Genomic DNA, 15876 nt, shown 5'->3' on the forward strand with positions numbered 1-15876 from the left:
GGATCGCAACGAGAGGACTGAACGCGCCTATTTGATGCCGGCCGCGTCCATGCCGCGCAGCTCCTTCTTCAGGTCCGAAACCTCGTCGCGCAGGCGGGCGGCGAGTTCGAACTGCAGGTCGCGGGCGGCCTGCATCATCTGGTCGGTCATCTGCTGGATGAGGTCCGCCAGCTCGGCTCGCGGCATCCCGGCGACGTCCTTGTCGGCGAGCATCCCGGAGCTGCGCACGCGGTCGCCCTGCTCGGGCTTCTTGCCGCGGGAAGAGTTCCGGCCCGAACCGCCGACGGCGACGGACTCCGTGTCCTCGGCCTCGCTGTAGACACGGTCCAGGATGTCGGCGATCTTCTTCCGCAGCGGCTGCGGGTCGACGCCGCGCTCCTCGTTGTAGGCGACCTGCTTGGCGCGACGGCGATCGGTCTCGTCGATGGCGTGCTGCATCGAGTCGGTGATCTTGTCGGCGTACATGTGCACTTCGCCCGACACGTTTCGCGCCGCGCGGCCGATCGTCTGGATCAGCGAGGTCCCGCTGCGGAGGAAGCCCTCCTTGTCCGCGTCGAGGATCGCGACCAGCGACACCTCGGGCAGGTCGAGACCCTCACGGAGCAGGTTGATGCCGACGAGTACGTCGAAATCGCCCGCGCGCAGCTGCCGCAGCAGTTCGATCCGGCGCAGCGTGTCCACCTCGGAGTGCAGGTACCGCACCCGGATGCCCAGCTCCAGCAGGTAATCGGTGAGGTCCTCGGACATCTTCTTGGTGAGCGTGGTGACCAGGACACGCTCGTCCTTCTCGGCCCGCTCGCGGATCTCGTGCACCAGGTCGTCGATCTGGCCCTCGGTGGGCTTCACGACCACCTTCGGGTCGATCAGGCCGGTCGGCCGGATGACCTGCTCGACGAACTCGCCGCCGGCCTGCCCCATTTCGTACGGGCCCGGCGTCGCCGACAGGTACACCGTCTGCCCGATGCGGTCGGTGAACTCCTCCCAGGTCAGCGGCCGGTTGTCGACCGCGCTGGGCAGCCGGAAACCGAACTCGACCAGGTTCCGCTTACGGGACATGTCCCCTTCGAACATGCCGCCGATCTGCGGGACGGTCTGGTGCGACTCGTCGATGACCAGCAGGAAGTCGTCCGGGAAGTAGTCGATCAGGGTAGCGGGCGCGGAACCGGCGTCGCGGCCGTCGATATGCCGCGAATAGTTCTCGATCCCCGAGCAGAACCCGACCTGGCGCATCATCTCGATGTCGTACGCGGTCCGCATCCGCAGCCGCTGGGCCTCCAGCAGCTTGCCCTGCTTCTCCAGCTCCGCCAGCCGCTGCTCCAGCTCGGCCTCGATGCCGCGGATGGCCTTCTCCATCCGCTCCGGACCCGCGACGTAGTGCGTGGCCGGGAAGATGCGGACCTCGTCGACCTCTTTCACGATGTCGCCGGTGAGCGGGTGCAGGTAGTACAGCTTCTCGATCTCGTCGCCGAAGAACTCGACGCGGATCGCCAGCTCCTCGTACGCCGGGATGATCTCGACCGTGTCGCCGCGGGCACGGAAGGTTCCCCGAGCGAAGGCGATGTCGTTGCGGGTGTACTGCACGTCCACCAGCGCGCGGAGGAAGACGTCCCGGTCGAGCTGCTCGCCGACCTTCAGTTTCGAGGACCGGTCCAGGTACGACTGGGGCGTGCCGAGGCCGTAGATGCAGGAGACACTCGCGACCACGATGACGTCGCGCCGCGACAACAGGTTCATCGTCGCCGAGTGGCGAAGTCGCTCGACGTCGTCGTTGATCGACGAGTCCTTCTCGATGTAGGTGTCCGTCTGCGCGATGTACGCCTCGGGCTGGTAATAGTCGTAGTAACTGACGAAGTATTCGACCGCGTTGTGCGGGAACAGCTCCCTCAGCTCGTTCGCCAGCTGCGCGGCCAGCGTCTTGTTCGGCGCCATCACCAGTGTCGGACGCTGGACCCGCTCGATCAGCCAGGCCGTCGTCGCCGACTTGCCGGTACCCGTGGCGCCCAGGAGCACCACGTCCCGCTCGCCCGCGTTGACCCGGCGTTCGAGTTCGTCGATGGCCGCCGGCTGGTCGCCGGCGGGCTTGTAGTCACTGACGACCTCGAACCGGCCGCCGGTCCGGGGGACGTCGGTGACGGGCCGGTGGTCCGACTGGGCGAGCACGGGGTGTTCGGTTGCGAAAGCCACGAGGACCAGAGTAGGCGCTGGGTCCGACAGTTTCCGTTTCGCCTGGTCGACTCAGCAGGAACAGTCACAGCAATCGCAACAGTCACAACCGTCACAGTTGTTGCACCATGCCTCGTGCGGCTTCCCGCTCCACGGTCCCGGGAACGGGTCCCGGCAGCAGAACTGGCACGAGCAGCACATGTAGGTCGCCACCGCGCAGCCGAAGAAGAACCCCCTCGGCCGGGCGGGTACCCGGAACTTCGGCGTCCAGCAGCAACCGCCCTGGCCGTCGGTCGGCGGGCCCCCGTGCTTCCGCTTCTTCTTCGGCGGTTCCTGCGGCGGACCTCCACCACCGGGAGCACCCTGCGGCGGCACCGGTCCAGGAGGCGGTACCTGGTAACCGCCCTGCGGATACTGCTGAGGCGGATAAGGCTGGTGGGGATGCTGCTGCGGCCGCGGCCCGGGTCCGATCCAGCCCGGCGGCGGCTGCTGCGGGCCGTGCCCATGACCGTGACTCCGGCTGATGAGGCCGTGCCCGAAAGCACGCCGGACCGCCTGGCGCAGTTCGTGCACCAGCAGGACGTGCACCAGCTTGGGCTGATCGAAGCGCACCTCGCGAAGGGCCAGTTCGACGCCGAGCACGGCGTCGTCGCACAGCCGCCGCGCTTCGGTGAGCCCGGTGCCGGTGACCGTCAGCGGGTTCCACGCGCCGGCCGCCTCGTCCTCGGCGAGGTCCTCGACGGCGTCGAGCAGATGCGCGGCCCGGCCGAACAGCCTTCCGGCCTCGGCCAGCGGCGCGGCGTTCTCCGGGCGGCAGGCCAGAACGGCGGTGTGCGCGAACGCGGCCGACGTCGCCAGCTCCGCGGGTTCGGTGGCCAGCACGGCCGAATCCCCCAGGCGGACGGCGCGTTCGATCTCGCCCTGCCGGTCGACGGCCTCGGTCAGGACGGCGGTGTCGAAGCCGATCCGTGTACCGGTCCGGCTCCCCTGGTCCGCCCAGCGTGTGGCCATCCGCTTCGCGGCGACGGCGACGGTACGCCGTGCGAAGGCGCCGTCGCGGTCTTCGACGTGGTCGGTGATCTTGGCCGACGCCAGCACGAGGGAGACCGCGGCCGCGAGCTGGGCACCGCCACCCCGCGCGACCGAAGTCCCCTTCATCGCCCGAAGCGGACAAGGGCCGGCGTCGCGGCGTCCTTCGGCGCGCGGCGACTGGGCTTCGACGAGCGCGGAGATGATCAAGCCGTCGTAGTTCGTCACCATTCGGGCGAGATGTCCGTGTTCGTCGCGCAGTGCAAGGCAAAGCCCGCAGAGATGCGCCATCCAGTCGGCGTGCAGACCGGCGGAAAGCCGGTGACGGCACGGCCTGATGATCCCGAACATGCGTGGACTCCCGCTCACCCGTATGGCAGAACCAGCGCACCCTATCCGGCCGGGCGGCACTACTCCGGCGGAACACCGAAACCGTGATCGTCCACCCGGTTGGGTGGTGGCCGCGAGCGCCGGAGCCTTCCAAGATGAGCGCATGACCGCGCTGCACCCGCCCAAGGTCGAGTACTTCGACCCGTCCGCGAAGACCAACACCGACCCCAAGGGCGTCGTAAGGGAGGTCGAGGAATACCGCGAAGAGCCCTTCGGCCTCTACATGGCGCGGCCGACCCCCGGGCGGGCGCAGTTCCACTACCTCGAGTCCTGGCTGCTGCCGGACCTCGGCCTGCGGATCACCGACTTCTGGTTCAACGCCGGTCACGAACGCGATCAGGACTTCTACCTCGACGTCGTCGACATCCGCCGCGAAGGCGGCACCTGGGTCGTCACCGACCTCTACCTCGATCTCGTACTGAAGGACAAGAAGTCCGTCCAGGTGATCGACACCGACGAACTCCTCGACGCCGTCACCAGCGGGCTGCTCTCCCCCACCGACGGCGAACGCGCGCTCGGCATCAGCCACGCGACCGTGGACGGGCTGGCCACCTACGGCCACGACCTGCGCGCCTGGCTGTCCACAAAGGACATCACGCTCGGCTGGCGGCGGCACTGACGAGGCGTTCGGCGCCGATTCGCGGTACTTGTGCCGTACTTCACGCAAGTCCTCTCACAACCGACGAGCCAGGACGGTGACACGTAGGGTGCGAAAGGACCGGCACCCGAGGGATCTGCGAGGAATGGATGGAAGCCGCCCACGCGGCCGAAACACCGACCGCGTCCGGCACGACGTTCGCCCGGCTTCCGGTGGCCTTGCTCGCCGTCGCCGCCGCGGCGGCACTGCTGGCGACGGCGTGGCGGTACGGCTACTTCGGCGACGAACTGTACTTCCTCTCCGCCGGCAAGCGGCTGGCCTGGGGCTACGCGGACCAGCCGCCGGTCCTCCCGGCACTGGCGTGGGCGATGGACTCGCTCGCGCCGGGGAACCTCTTCGTGTTCCGGCTCCCCGCTGTCTTGGCGACGGCGGCCGGGGTGGTGTTCACCGGGCTCATCGCGTACGAGATGGGCGGCGACCGCCGGGCGCAGACCCGGGCAGCCGCCGCGTACGCGATCTGCGGGCAGTTCATCGGCAGCGGGCACTACCTGGCGACGTCGACGATCGATCCGGCGCTGTGGGCCCTCATCGCATGGCTGCTGGTGCGGTGGATGCGGACGCGCGACGACAACCTGTTGCTGTGGCTGGGCCTGGCCACCGCCGTCGCGCTCAACGTCAAACTCCTCATCGCCGCGTTCTGGATCGCCGCGGGAGTGGCGATCCTCGTCTTCGGACCGCGGGATCTCCTGCGCAGGCCCAAACTCTGGATCGGCGCGGCCATCGCGGCGCTCTCACTCGTGCCCACCCTGTGGTGGCAGGCCGCGAACGGCTGGCCCCAGCTGGAGATGGGCGACGTCATCGCGCACGAGACCACCGGCGGCTGGAGCGGCCGCGCCGGATTCCTGCCCGCCCTGCTCACCGGTGCCGGGCTCGGCATCGGCGCCGTCGGTGTCCTTTATGGACTCTGGGTGCTGCTGTTCTCGCCGCGACTACGCGAACACCGGTTCCTCGGCTGGACCGCGGTCGGCGTGATCGCGCTGTTCATCCTGTCCAACGGCCGGTACTACTACGCCGCCGGGATGTTCGGGATCCTCTGGGCCGGCGCGGCCGTCCATTTCGGGCGGCTGAAGCCGTCGCTGTGGTTCCGCTGGATCCCGACGTGGCCGGTGTTCCTGCTTTCCGCGCTGTACAGCCTTCCGTACGCGCTGCCGGTGTGGCCCGCCACCTGGCTCGCGGAAGGCCGTGACGTCCCGCGTCCGGCGTACGCGCTCGAAGAGATCGGCTGGCCGGATCTCGCCCGTTCGGTGTCGGACGCGTATCACCGGCTCCCGCCGGAGCAGCAGGCGCGCACCACGCTCGTCACGGCCGGGTACTGGCAGGCCGGAGCACTGGACCGATACGGCCCCGAATTCGGGCTTCCCGCCGCCTACAGCCCCAGCCGGGGTTTCTGGTACTTCGGCCACCCGCCGGAGACCGCGGACAGCGTGCTGTTCGTCGGACCGGATCCGGCGCGGTTGCACCGCTCGTTCACCGACGCCCGGATCGTGTCCCGCGTCGACAACGCGCTCGGCGTCCGCAACGTGAGCCGCGGGATGCCGATCTGGCTGGTCACCGGCCGCACCGAATCCTGGGCGGACGCCTGGCCGGGGCTGCGGGAATTCCGGGTCTGACCAGCCAGGCTACGGGGTCCAGCCGGTCGCCTCGGCCCACGCGTCGGCGCGGGTGAAGGCGGCGTCGACCCAGACCTGCTTCTCGTCCGTGTACTGCTCGACGGTCCCGTCACTGGAGTGCTTCGCCGCCATGGCGTTCTTGACCGCCGCGTAGGCGTCGCGCTCGTCCGGGTTCTGCCGCAGCCACTCCGGGAACAGCAGCGCGAGCCGCCAGGCCGGCGTCTCCTGCGACCGGACGTGCAGGTTGACCGGACGACGCGGGTCGCCGCCGAAGTGGAAACGCTTCGGCCAGGTGCCCTCTTCGCCGTGCGCGTCGTCGAACCAGTCGCCTTCCGCACGCGGAAAACCGGCGTCGGAGAGCGCTTCGGCCAGCCCGTCGGCGATGTCCACAGTGGACACGGTGAGCTGCAGGTCGAGAATGTCCTTGGCGGGCAACCCGGGAACGGACGTCGAGCCGATGTGGTCGACCCGTACGGCACGATCCCCCACCACCACGCGGATCCGGGCCAGCGCCCGCTCGGCCTGGACCGGCCACGTCTCGTCGTACTCCGCGATCTTCGGCGACATCGGCGCCCGCGGCTTGCGGAGCCGCACGTTCGCCTCGAACGGGGTCAGCCTGTCCGCCCAGAGCGCGTCGACGTCGGCGAGCACGATGTCGGGGGCACCGCTGTTGTCGAGCCAGACGTCGGCCACCGCGCGGCGCTGGTCGGTGGTCGCCTGCGCCTTGATCCTGGCGCGCGCGTCGGCCTCGGGCATCCCGCGGGCCTCGACCAGACGGCGGAGCCGGACCTCTTCCGGCGCGTCGACCATGACGACGAGGTGGTACATCGGCGCGAGGCCGCCTTCGACGAGCAGCGGGATGTCGTGGACGATGATCGCGTCCGGCGCCGCCTCCGCCATCAGCTCGGCCGTCCGCGCGCCGACCCGGGGGTGGACGATCGAGTTCAGCCGCTTGCGGGACTCCTCGTCGGCGAACGCCTTGGCGGCGAGCGCGGCACGATCGAGTGAACCGTCGGAAGCGAGGATGTCGTCCCCGAACGCCTCGACGAGTTCGGCGAGCCCGGGCGTCCCCGGCTGGACGACCTCCCTGGCGATCTTGTCGGAGTCGATGAGGACGGCGCCGTGCTCGGAAAGCCGGTTCGCCACCGTTGATTTTCCGGCGCCGATCCCGCCGGTCAGGCCCACACGCAGCATGACGATCAGCCTAGTGCCGCCACCTGGGCAGACCGCGCAGGGTCACGTCCCGAGTACGTCCGGCACAACGGGGTCCGAAAGGCAAGATCATCGTGACGCGCGACTCAATCATTTCGGGTGACACGCCGGTCGGTTACGCGGTTTCGGGGGCCTGATTGCGTACCGTGCGCGGCGAAGGTAGCCCACACGGAGGAAAGATGGCAGACGGCAAGCACGCCGGAAGGCACCGGCTCGGTACGCCGGGGCTGACGCATTGTGTCCTCCATCGTCCCGTGGCCGAAGCCCTCGCCGAATATCGGCGCACGTGGCTGAGCGCGCTCCTCGTCCCGGCCAAGCACAGCTTCGCCGGACTCCGCCGCAAGGCCCGTGCCGCGGCCCTCGAACGCATCTGGGTGCCGGCCGTCCGGCCCGCCACCTCCTGACCCACCCCACCCTCCCGCGTTTAGTCCTCTGAATGCGGTAGTTGTCTTGCGCAAGTACCGCATTCAGAGGACTAAACGCGGTCTGGACACAAAGAAAGCGGCCCCGGTCCGTGGAGGACCGGGGCCGCTTTCTGTCAGCTACTGGCTGAGCGCCTGGATCACGCGCCGCCCGACAGCTTCTCGCGGAGAGCCGCGAGCTGCTCGTCGCTGGCCAGCGTGCCACCGCTCTTGGCCTCGGCCGGAGCGGAGGTGTAGCTCTGCTCGCCCGAGTCGCTGCTGGTGACACCGGTCGCGGCGTCGGCGGCGGCTTCGGCGTCGGCCTCGGCGGCCTTGACGACCTGCTTCATGTGAGCCTCGTAGCGGGTGTGAGCCTCGGCGTACTGACGCTCCCACTCCTCACGCTGCTTGTCGAAGCCTTCCTGCCACTCCTGGGTGTCCGGGTCGAAACCTTCGGGGTAGATGTAGTTGCCCTCGGTGTCGTACTCGGCGGCCATGCCGTACTGAGTGGGGTCGAACTCGGTCTCCGGCGTGACGCCCTCGTTCGCCTGCTTCAGCGACAGCGAGATGCGACGACGCTCGAGGTCGATGTCGATGACCTTGACCATCACGTCGCCGTTGACCTGGACGACCTGCTCCGGGATCTCCACGTGGCGCTCGGCCAGCTCGGAGATGTGCACCAGGCCCTCGATGCCCTCTTCGACGCGCACGAACGCACCGAACGGAACGAGCTTGGTGACCTTGCCCGGCACGATCTGGCCGATCGCGTGGGTGCGGGCGAACTGACGCCACGGGTCTTCCTGGGTCGCCTTCAGCGACAGCGAGACGCGCTCGCGGTCCATGTCGACGTCCAGAACCTCGACCGTGACCTCCTGGCCGACCTCGACGACCTCGGACGGGTGGTCGATGTGCTTCCAGGACAGCTCGGAGACGTGCACCAGGCCGTCGACGCCACCCAGGTCCACGAAGGCACCGAAGTTGACGATGGACGACACGACGCCCTTGCGGACCTGGCCCTTGGCGAGCGCGTTGAGGAACTCGCTGCGCACCTCGGACTGGGTCTGCTCCAGGTAGGCGCGGCGGGACAGGACCACGTTGTTGCGGTTCTTGTCCAGCTCGATGATCTTCGCCTCGAGCTCGCGGCCGACGTACGGCTGCAGGTCGCGCACACGGCGCATCTCGACCAGCGACGCCGGCAGGAAGCCGCGCAGGCCGATGTCCAGGATGAGGCCGCCCTTGACGACCTCGATGACGGTGCCCTTGACGGGCTCGTCCTTCTCCTTGAGCTCCTCGATCGTGCCCCAGGCGCGCTCGTACTGCGCACGCTTCTTGGACAGGATCAGACGGCCTTCCTTGTCCTCCTTCTGGAGGACCAGGGCTTCGACCTCATCGCCGACGGTGACAACCTCAGCCGGGTCGACATCGTGCTTGATGGAGAGCTCGCGCGAGGGGATGACACCCTCGGTCTTGTAGCCGATGTCGAGCAGGACCTCGTCGCGGTCGACCTTGACGATGGTGCCTTCAACGATGTCGCCATCGTTGAAGTACTTGATCGTCTTGTCGATCGCAGCGAGGAAGTCTTCCTCCGACCCGATGTCGTTGATAGCGACTTGCTGGGGCCCGGCGGGGGCGGTCGGGGCGGTGGCGGTGTCGGTCGTCATTAGGCGGGTTGCTCCGGTGGATGGGAAGTAGTGGGTTTGCGGTTAGGGCACCATGGGCTCATCCGACATGAGGCGACCGCATTAGCAAACGTCCACAGGGAACGACCGCGAGCATCACCGCATACGGTGCGCGACCCCCTGACCCGGCCGCTGAGCGAACCGGGGGAAAGAGTAGCGCGAACCCACTGCGCTAACAGATATCCTACGCGGCCCCCTGTACACGGCACAATCAGGGTCGCCCGCGCGATCACGGCGGGCGGATAGAGTCTTCCGCAAAGCCCTGACCTGGGGAAAGGATATCGGTTTGAGTCAGCAGTCCGCCACCGAGCAGCAGACGGAGGCCGAAAGGCACGCGCAGGCCGAGGAGCGGCTCGGCACCGCAGGGGTCGCCTACCGGGCCGTTTCGGCGCCGGAGGCGACGGCCGCGAACCTGGCGTGGTGGGACGCCGACGCGGACGACTACCAAGCGACCCACGGCGGCTTCCTCGGCGACGCGGACTTCGTCTGGTGTCCCGAGGGCCTCCGCGAGGCCGACGTCGCACTTCTGGGTGAAGTCGCCGGGAAGCGGATCCTCGAAGTCGGGTGTGGACAGGCGGCGTGCTCGCGCTGGCTCGCCGAGCAGGGCGCCGAAGCGGTCGCGACCGATCTGTCGGCGGGCATGCTCCGCCACGCGCGGGAGGGCAACGAGCGGACCGGTCCCGTCGTCCCGCTCGTACAGGCGACGGCCGAATCGCTCCCGTTCGCCGACGCGAGCTTCGACTCGGCGTGCTCGGCCTTCGGCGCGATCCCGTTCGTGGCGTCGGTGGACGTCGTGTTCGCCGAAGTGCACCGGGTACTCCGGCCGGGTGCCCGGTGGGTGTTCTCGGTGACCCACCCGATGCGCTGGATCTTCCCCGACGATCCCGGCCCGCAGGGCCTCACCGTCACCCAGCCGTATTTCGACCGCACTCCGTACGTCGAGGTCGACGACGAGGGCGTCGCGACCTACGTCGAGTACCACCGCACCGTCGGCGACTACGTCCGCGCGCTCGCCGACGCCGGTTTCGCGCTGACGGATCTCATCGAACCCGCCTGGCCGGAGGGGCACTCGCGCACCTGGGGCCAGTGGAGCCCGTTACGCGGCAAACTCTTCCCGGGTACGGCGATCTTCTGCACCCAGCGGGGATGATCCGGGCGGCGGAACTGCAGCGGGCACGGTTCGCCGCGCTCGATCCGCTGCTTCCGCCGCCATCGGCGCTCCCGCCCGGCGATCCCGTCGAAGCGGCCGGTGCCGCCGGGACGATCGCGCACGTACGGTTCCCGGCGGGTTCGTGGCAGCGGCTCTGGAGTCCGGCGCAGCTGCAGATCCTCTCCGCGGTCCTCGGCCGGAACGCCGGCGCGGGAATGAACGCGCTGCTCTCCGCCTGGCGCGAGCGGATCACGCTCGCCGGCGCCGAGACCGATTCGTCGTGCACGGTCACCTGGCCCAGCCGTGACGTCGTGGTCGCGCGCGCCCTGCTCGACCACGGGCTCACGCCGCAACTGGCGCTCGCCGTCCGTGCGCCGGCGCCGGGCCGGGCGCACGCCGTGCCGGGCGTGACCGTCCGCGAATCCAGGCGCGGGGATCTCGAGGAGATCGTCGAGCTCAGGTACGAGGAACTCCGCTACACCTCGTACGTCGGCCATGGCGTCCTCCAGCCAGGCGCCAGGGCGTTGCTCGCCGAAGAGGTCAGCCGCGGGTTGCAGTTCGGCGGCCGCGTCTGGATCGCCGAAGAAGAAGGTGTCACCGTGGGAATGGTGACCGGCGGAAAACGTTCACCGGCCCCCGGCGACGCGCTCGCCGGGCGGGTGAGACCCGGCGAATGGGGCTACCTCGGCACGCTCGCGGTCACCGCGGCCGCACGGGGACGCGGGATCGGGCGCGCGCTGACCGCGGTCGCGCACGACGAACTGTTCTCGCCGTCGCTGACCGGTACGTTCGTCTCGTACAATCCGGCCAATCCGCTTTCCCCGGTGTTCTGGCACCGGCAGGGTTATCGTCCACTATGGACGACGTGGGCGGTGAGCCCCGCCACTGCCCTGCGGTAGCGGTGATCGGCGCTGTCGACCCCTGGGGACGGGATGGAAATCGAGAAGACGTTGTTCGACGCGCACCGGACGCGGTTCGCGACGATCGACCGGCTGCTGCCCAAGGCGGCCCCGCCCCCGGTCGTGGGCGAACGCGTGGACGCCGCCACGACCTCGGGGGTTCAGGTCACCGGCGTGGTCCAGCGCCAGCTGCACGGCCCGGACGACGTCCCGTTGCTCTGGTCGGCCGCCGACGTGCGCCAGCTGTTCCCGTTCATCGGGAACACCGGGACCGAGGGCATGGACGTGCTGCTGCGCGCGTGGCGGACGTGGATGGACGCCGAATCACCCGGCGAGGATTCGTCCTGTGTGGTCAATTGGCCGAGCCGGGACGCCGAGGCGATCCGCGCCTTCCTCGACCACGGGCTGGTGCCGATGTCCGCGCTGGCCGTGCGTACCGGCTGCCACCGTGACGACACCGCGGACGACGGTATCGCCGTGCGCCGGGCCAGGCCGGACGACTTCGAAGACGTCCTCGCGATGGCCGTCTCGACGCACGACTACATCGGCCAGGTCGCCACCCGGCAGCGCCCGAACGCCGCCGAGCTGCTCGCCCCCGCGCTGGAACGCGCCCTCGACAAGGACAGCCCGCTGCTGTGGCTGGCGGAGCGGGACGGTGTGATCGCCGCGTTCGCGCACGCCGCCTGGATCGCCTCGACGCCGGGATCCGCCGAGGCCGAACTCCTCCCCCACGGCCGCTGGGGTTACGTCAACAACGTCGTCACCGTGCCCGGTCTGCGCGGGAGCGGCCTCGGCCGGACCCTGATGTCCGTGGTGCACAAGGAGTTCTCCGCCGACGGCGCGGACGGCACCTACCTCTACTACAACCCGACCAACCCGCTCTCCTCGGTGTTCTGGCACCGGCAGGGTTATCGTCCACTGTGGACGTCCTGGGAGGTCCATCCGGCTTCGGCCTTGCGTTAGCCGTCCGGTTTGCGGGGGTTTCGTCATCCTTGCGTGTGACGTGGGCCCCCCACGGTTGTGCACCTCCCAGGTCAGGGCTACCTTTTGTACTGACCAGTCAGTTTAAAAGTTCCGCGAGTCACCGACCTGGGAGTTCTTCGTGCGGGTTCAAGCCGACAGGGTGTCCGTCACCGGACCCCACGGCACGTTGCTGTCGCCCACCTCGCTCACCGTCTCGGGCGGTGAGCTGGCGATCGTGCACGGCGAGCCGGGGGTCGGCGTGACGGCCTTCGGTCTGACGCTGGCCGGACGGCTGAAGCCCGCCACCGGGACCGTGACCGTCGAAGGCGGCGATCCCCGGCAGGTGGTGGCCGTCGTCGACTCCCCCGGCGTGAGCGAACCGGACGGCGCGCTGTCGCTGCAGGTCGTCGTCGGGGAGGAACTGGAGCTGGCGAAGCGCCCGGCGAACAAGGCCGCCGTCGCGAGCTGGCTGGCCGAGCACGACGCCGCCGCGTTCGCCACCACCCGCTTCGAGAACATCGAGGCGGCGACGCGCACCCGGCTGCTCACCGCGCTCGCCGCCGGCCGCAAGGGCGTCGGGGTCCTCGTGCTCGACACGCCCGACAGGCACACCAGCGACGTCGACAGCTGGGCGCGGATCGCCCGCGAGCACGCCGAACGCGGTCTCGCCGTCATCGTGCTGACCGCCACCACCCCGGTTTCGGCCCTGCCCCAGCAGCCCGCCCTGTGCGGTGGCCTGGAGCAGCCCGACCCCGTGCGCTGCGCGCCGATCGAGGCGCCCGCCGAGCCGGACGACACCGAAGAGACTGAAAAGACTTCAGGAGACCAGGAATGAACCCCGTCCGGATCGCCGCCAACGAGCTGCGCCGACTGAGCAGCGGCACCCTGCCGAAGCTCGCGATGGTCGCGCTCGTCCTGGTGCCGCTGCTGTACGCGTCCTTCTACCTTTACGCGAACTTCGACCCGTACTCGCGCCTCGACAAGCTCCCCGCGGCCGTCTTCACCTCCGACGCGGGTTCGAAGGACTCCGCCGGCGCGGAGCGCAATGTCGGCCGCGAAGTGACCGACGAGCTGGTCAAATCCGGCACCTTCCAGTGGCACGAGGTCTCCCCCGAGGAGGCCGCCAAGGGTGTCCGCGACGACAACTACTCGTTCGCGATCGGCATCCCGCGCGACTTCTCCGCCGCGCTGCTGTCCTCGGGCAACTTCCAGCCGCAGCAGGCGACGATCACGCTGACCACCAACGACGCCAACAACTATCTGTCCGGCACCATCGCGAAACAGGTGGCCGAACAGGTCCGCAAGACGATCGCGGAGAAGGTCGGCAGCGAGGCGGCGGACAAGTTCCTGGTCGGCTTCTCCACGATCTACGGCAAGATCCAGGAGGCGTCGACGGGCGCGTCGCAGCTCGCCGACGGCGCGGGCAAGCTCAAATCCGGCCAACAGCAACTGGCCGACGGCGCCTCCCAGCTCGCGTCCGGCAGCTCCCAGCTGGCGACCGGGCTCGGCACCCTGAAGTCGAGCACCGCCCAGCTGCCCGCCCAGACGAAGAAGCTCGCCGACGGCGCCGGTCAGGTCGCCGACGGGAACCAGAAGGTCGCCGACGCGGCCTCGCTCGCGGCGACGGCGTCCGGCGACATCCAGACCAGACTCGACGGTTATCGCACCCAGCTCGCGCAGGATCTGCGGAACGCGGGCATCCCGGAGACCCAGGTGCAGGAGATCCTGGGCCGCCTCGACACGCTCCGCTCACCGGTGGACCAGGCGAACACGAAGATCCAGGGCGCGAACAGCCAGCTCACACAGCTCGCGTCCGGCGCGCGCCAGGTGTCCGACGGCGCGCATCAGCTGGCCTCCGCGACGCCGCAGCTCACCAGCGGGATCGCGCAGGCGGCCGACGCGTCGACCCAGATCCGGGACGGCGCTTCGAAGCTGAACGACGGCGAGAAGTCCGCCGTCACCGGGACGAACCAGCTCGCCGACGGCGCGGTACAACTGCGCGACGGGCTCGCCGCCGGACTCAAGGAGATCCCGAACCCCGACGACCCCACCCGCGCGGCCACCGCCAACACGATCGCCGACCCGGTCGCGGTCAACTCCTCCGGTGTCGCGTCGGCCGGGACCTACGGCGCCGGCCTCGCCCCGTTCTTCATCTCCCTGGCCACCTGGATCGGCGCGTTCGTGCTGTTCCTGTTGCTGCGCCCGCTTTCCACCCGCGCGCTGACCGCCGGCGCGTCGCCGTTCAAGGTCGCGCTCGGCGGCTGGCTCTCCTCGGCCCTGCTGGGGATCGCGCAGGTGATCGTGCTGTTCGGCGCGGTGACCTGGCTGGTCGGCATCGACGTCGCGCATCCGCTCGGCGCGATCGGGTTCGCGGTTCTGGTGTCGCTCACCTTCACCGCGGTGGTACACGCGCTCAACGCGTTCTTCGGCGCCGTCGGGAAGTTCCTCGGCCTGGTGCTGCTGGTGCTGCAACTGGTCAGCGCGGGCGGGACGTTCCCCTGGCAGACCATCCCGGACGCGCTCTATCCGTTGCACATCGTGCTGCCGATGGGTTACGCCATCGACGGGTTCCGGCACCTGCTCTACAGTGGCGCGTCGATGGAGATCCTCGGTGACATCGGTGTCCTGGTCGCGTACCTCGTGGGCGCGATCGGAGTATCGACGCTGGCCGCGCGGAAACGGCGTACCTGGACGGTTTCGGCGCTGAAACCCGAGCTGGCGTTGTGACCACCCGGGGTGAGGCGACGAAGCAGAAGTTGTTCGAGGCGACCCTGCGGCTTTCGGCCAGCCGCGGCCTCGTCGGGCTGACGGTGGACGACATCGCGGCCGAGGCGAAGGTCGCCAAGGGCACCGTCTACTACAACTTCGGCAGCAAGGACGGCCTCGTCGACGCGCTGCTGCGCTACGGCGTCGGCGTCCTCGCGGACCGTCTGCGCGCGGCCACCGGCGACGGCGACCCGATGGACGTCATCTCCTCGCAAGTGGACGGTGCGCTGGAGTTCATCGCCGAATACCCCGGTTTCTCGCAGATCCTGGTCAGCGAGATGTGGCGCACGCCCGGCACCTGGCACGAGACGCTGACGTTGCTGCGCGAGGAGATCATCTCGATCGTGCGCGACCAGCTCCACCGGCTGGACGCCGCCGGGCGGCTGCCCGACGGCGTCCAGATCCAGACGGCCGCGGCCGGGTTGTTCGGCACGATGCTCGTGGTCGCGCTGGACTGGCAGGTCTTCCAGCCGAAACGGACGCGGGCCGACGTCCGGGAGTCGGTGATGGTGCTGATCCGGGGCCTCGGCCGTTAGCGCCGACGTGATCAGACGGACGGCACCCGTGATCGGGCGGCGCACACGCGTGATCAGATGGACGGCAAGCGTGATCGGGCGGACGACTCACGTGGTGGTGGTGCCGGGGTCCCGGACCCACTTCAGTTTGACCTCGAAGTTCCCTTCCAGACCCGTTTTCGCGATGACCGCGCCCGCCTGCGCGGTCAGCTTGACGCCGAACTTGAGCTCGACCTCGTCCGGTCCCCTGGTCATCGAGCGGAAGGTGTCCAGCGCCGACGCGGCCGCGTCCTTCACGTTCGCGAGCGCCGCCTCGAAAGAACCCTTGGCGTCCTCGACGACGTCGTCGCGCCGGGAGACCCGGGAAGTGCCCGGGACGGGGTCGATCTCGACGACCACCGAACCGCCGCCTTCGAGGGGGAACCGCGTCAGGTCGTTCAC

The 15876-nt window shown here is 69.3% G+C and carries 14 protein-coding genes; 9 read left to right on the forward strand and 5 right to left on the reverse strand.

Annotation, left to right across the window (positions count from 1 at the left end; genetic code table 11):
- Window positions 1–27: 27 nt before the first annotated feature.
- Window positions 28–2184, reverse strand: a complete 2157-nt coding sequence (gene uvrB, locus H5J31_RS02675; RefSeq protein WP_328701353.1) for an excinuclease ABC subunit UvrB — start codon at window positions 2182–2184, stop codon at window positions 28–30.
- A gap of 51 nt (window positions 2185–2235) precedes the next feature.
- Window positions 2236–3543, reverse strand: a complete 1308-nt coding sequence (locus H5J31_RS02680; RefSeq protein ID WP_181770800.1) for a DUF5685 family protein — start codon at window positions 3541–3543, stop codon at window positions 2236–2238.
- A gap of 142 nt (window positions 3544–3685) precedes the next feature.
- Here H5J31_RS02680 and H5J31_RS02685 point away from each other — a divergent pair, with 142 nt between their 5' ends.
- Together H5J31_RS02685 and H5J31_RS02690 are read left to right on the forward strand one after the other, a co-directional pair.
- A complete protein-coding gene (locus H5J31_RS02685) occupies window positions 3686–4201 on the forward strand; it encodes a DUF402 domain-containing protein (RefSeq protein WP_181770801.1) in 516 nt (171 codons plus the stop codon).
- Window positions 4202–4329: 128 nt separating this feature from the next.
- Window positions 4330–5850, forward strand: a complete 1521-nt coding sequence (locus H5J31_RS02690; RefSeq protein WP_181770802.1) for a glycosyltransferase family 39 protein — start codon at window positions 4330–4332, stop codon at window positions 5848–5850.
- Between the two features lie 9 nt (window positions 5851–5859).
- Here the strand turns inward: H5J31_RS02690 and coaE are convergent, their stop codons facing one another.
- Complete coding sequence (gene coaE / locus H5J31_RS02695; RefSeq protein ID WP_181770803.1) at window positions 5860–7044, reverse strand: dephospho-CoA kinase; 1185 nt, start codon at window positions 7042–7044, stop codon at window positions 5860–5862.
- A 197-nt stretch (window positions 7045–7241) separates the two neighbouring features.
- On the opposite strand from coaE, the gene H5J31_RS02700 reads away from it, so the two are divergent.
- Window positions 7242–7466, forward strand: a complete 225-nt coding sequence (locus H5J31_RS02700) for a hypothetical protein (RefSeq protein WP_181770804.1) — start codon at window positions 7242–7244, stop codon at window positions 7464–7466.
- 158 nt (window positions 7467–7624) lie between these two features.
- On the opposite strand, the gene rpsA is transcribed toward H5J31_RS02700, so the two are convergent.
- Window positions 7625–9124: a 30S ribosomal protein S1 gene (gene rpsA / locus H5J31_RS02705; RefSeq protein WP_181770805.1), complete on the reverse strand. Its 1500-nt coding sequence runs from the start codon at window positions 9122–9124 to the stop codon at window positions 7625–7627.
- Window positions 9125–9428: 304 nt separating this feature from the next.
- Between rpsA and H5J31_RS02710 the strand changes: the two genes are divergently transcribed.
- The 6 genes from H5J31_RS02710 (at window position 9429) to H5J31_RS02735 (ending at window position 15456) form a co-directional block, all read left to right on the forward strand.
- On the forward strand, window positions 9429–10292 hold the full coding sequence (locus H5J31_RS02710) for a class I SAM-dependent methyltransferase (RefSeq protein ID WP_181770806.1): 864 nt from the start codon (window positions 9429–9431) through the stop codon (window positions 10290–10292).
- Window positions 10289–11191, forward strand: a complete 903-nt coding sequence (locus H5J31_RS02715) for a GNAT family N-acetyltransferase (RefSeq protein WP_181770807.1) — start codon at window positions 10289–10291, stop codon at window positions 11189–11191. The genes H5J31_RS02710 and H5J31_RS02715 overlap by 4 nt, the downstream gene beginning before the upstream one ends.
- Window positions 11192–11224: 33 nt before the next feature.
- Window positions 11225–12154, forward strand: a complete 930-nt coding sequence (locus tag H5J31_RS02720) for a GNAT family N-acetyltransferase (RefSeq protein ID WP_181770808.1) — start codon at window positions 11225–11227, stop codon at window positions 12152–12154.
- A gap of 139 nt (window positions 12155–12293) precedes the next feature.
- The gene (locus H5J31_RS02725; protein WP_181770809.1) at window positions 12294–12989 is read left to right on the forward strand and encodes an ATP-binding cassette domain-containing protein; all 696 of its coding nucleotides are present in this window, start codon (window positions 12294–12296) and stop codon (window positions 12987–12989) included.
- Complete coding sequence (locus H5J31_RS02730; RefSeq protein WP_181770810.1) at window positions 12986–14881, forward strand: YhgE/Pip domain-containing protein; 1896 nt, start codon at window positions 12986–12988, stop codon at window positions 14879–14881. Before H5J31_RS02725 ends, H5J31_RS02730 begins: the two co-directional genes overlap by 4 nt.
- Entirely contained in the window at window positions 14878–15456 is a 579-nt protein-coding gene (locus H5J31_RS02735; protein WP_181770811.1) for a TetR/AcrR family transcriptional regulator, read from the forward strand. The genes H5J31_RS02730 and H5J31_RS02735 overlap by 4 nt, the downstream gene beginning before the upstream one ends.
- Before the next feature lie 87 nt (window positions 15457–15543).
- Here the strand turns inward: H5J31_RS02735 and H5J31_RS02740 are convergent, their stop codons facing one another.
- Entirely contained in the window at window positions 15544–15876 is a 333-nt protein-coding gene (locus tag H5J31_RS02740; protein WP_181770812.1) for a CU044_2847 family protein, read from the reverse strand.

It is taken from the genome of Amycolatopsis pittospori, assembly GCF_013870525.1.
GTDB classification, from domain to species: Bacteria; Actinomycetota; Actinomycetes; order Mycobacteriales; family Pseudonocardiaceae; genus Amycolatopsis; species Amycolatopsis pittospori.